Source organism: Prevotella pectinovora (assembly GCF_000834015.1).
Lineage (GTDB): Bacteria > Bacteroidota > Bacteroidia > Bacteroidales > Bacteroidaceae > Prevotella > Prevotella pectinovora.
Genome location: NZ_JXQI01000050.1, coordinates 1 through 715, shown reverse-complemented (window position 1 = coordinate 715; position 715 = coordinate 1). Strand labels below are relative to the sequence as shown.

General features: G+C 44.9%; 1 protein-coding gene. It reads right to left on the bottom strand.

Annotated elements, in window-relative coordinates; all coding sequences use genetic code 11:
- On the bottom strand, positions 1 to 715 hold a 715-nt coding region (locus ST42_RS05920; RefSeq protein ID WP_044072829.1), incomplete at both ends, for an IS982 family transposase.

Genomic DNA, 715 nt, shown 5'->3' with positions numbered 1-715 from the left:
GGGACAATCTGTGCCGTATTCTTCAGCATGTCGTTAATGGTTTCGATAATGTATCTCTTGCGCAGCATCATTCTGTCATAGAACGGCATCAGCTTGTTTTTCATGTTTACGCGCAACCCTGTCACCAGCTGTATTCCATCCTCAAAGAGGAAGTCAAACAGCTTCTGTGAAATATAGCCTTTGTCAGCGAACAGCTTGCCATACAAACGTTTAGCAAGGACCTTGAACACATTCGGGTCCTTGTCGCTGACATTTGCACCAGTAAGTACAAACGCTATTATCTCGCCTCTGTCATTGCACGCAAGGTGGAGCTTAAAGCCATGACACCAACCCATAGTTCCTTTTCCGTCAGTGGCAATTCCCTTGAATACCTTATTGGCATATCTCCTGAGATTATGGCATACGGGTATCATCGTGGAATCAACGAATGTTATGCCGGTACATCTTCCGAAAGCTCCCAGATTAAGGAAGAACATGAGCTGGAAGAACACGCGGCTTTCCAACTCCACAAAGCGGTTGTACGACACGGCTTTCGGAAAATAAGACTTCATCGTACCCTTAATAAAGAACAGGTAGTAGTGCTTGAAATTGCGGAATGTACCAAAATGAAAATACAACAGAATGGTCATGATTTCACTGTCGGACAACGATGCTGCACGCCGTCTACGCTTCACTCCGCTATTGTCTTCCAGCAAATTTCCTGCATTTTCTGCAT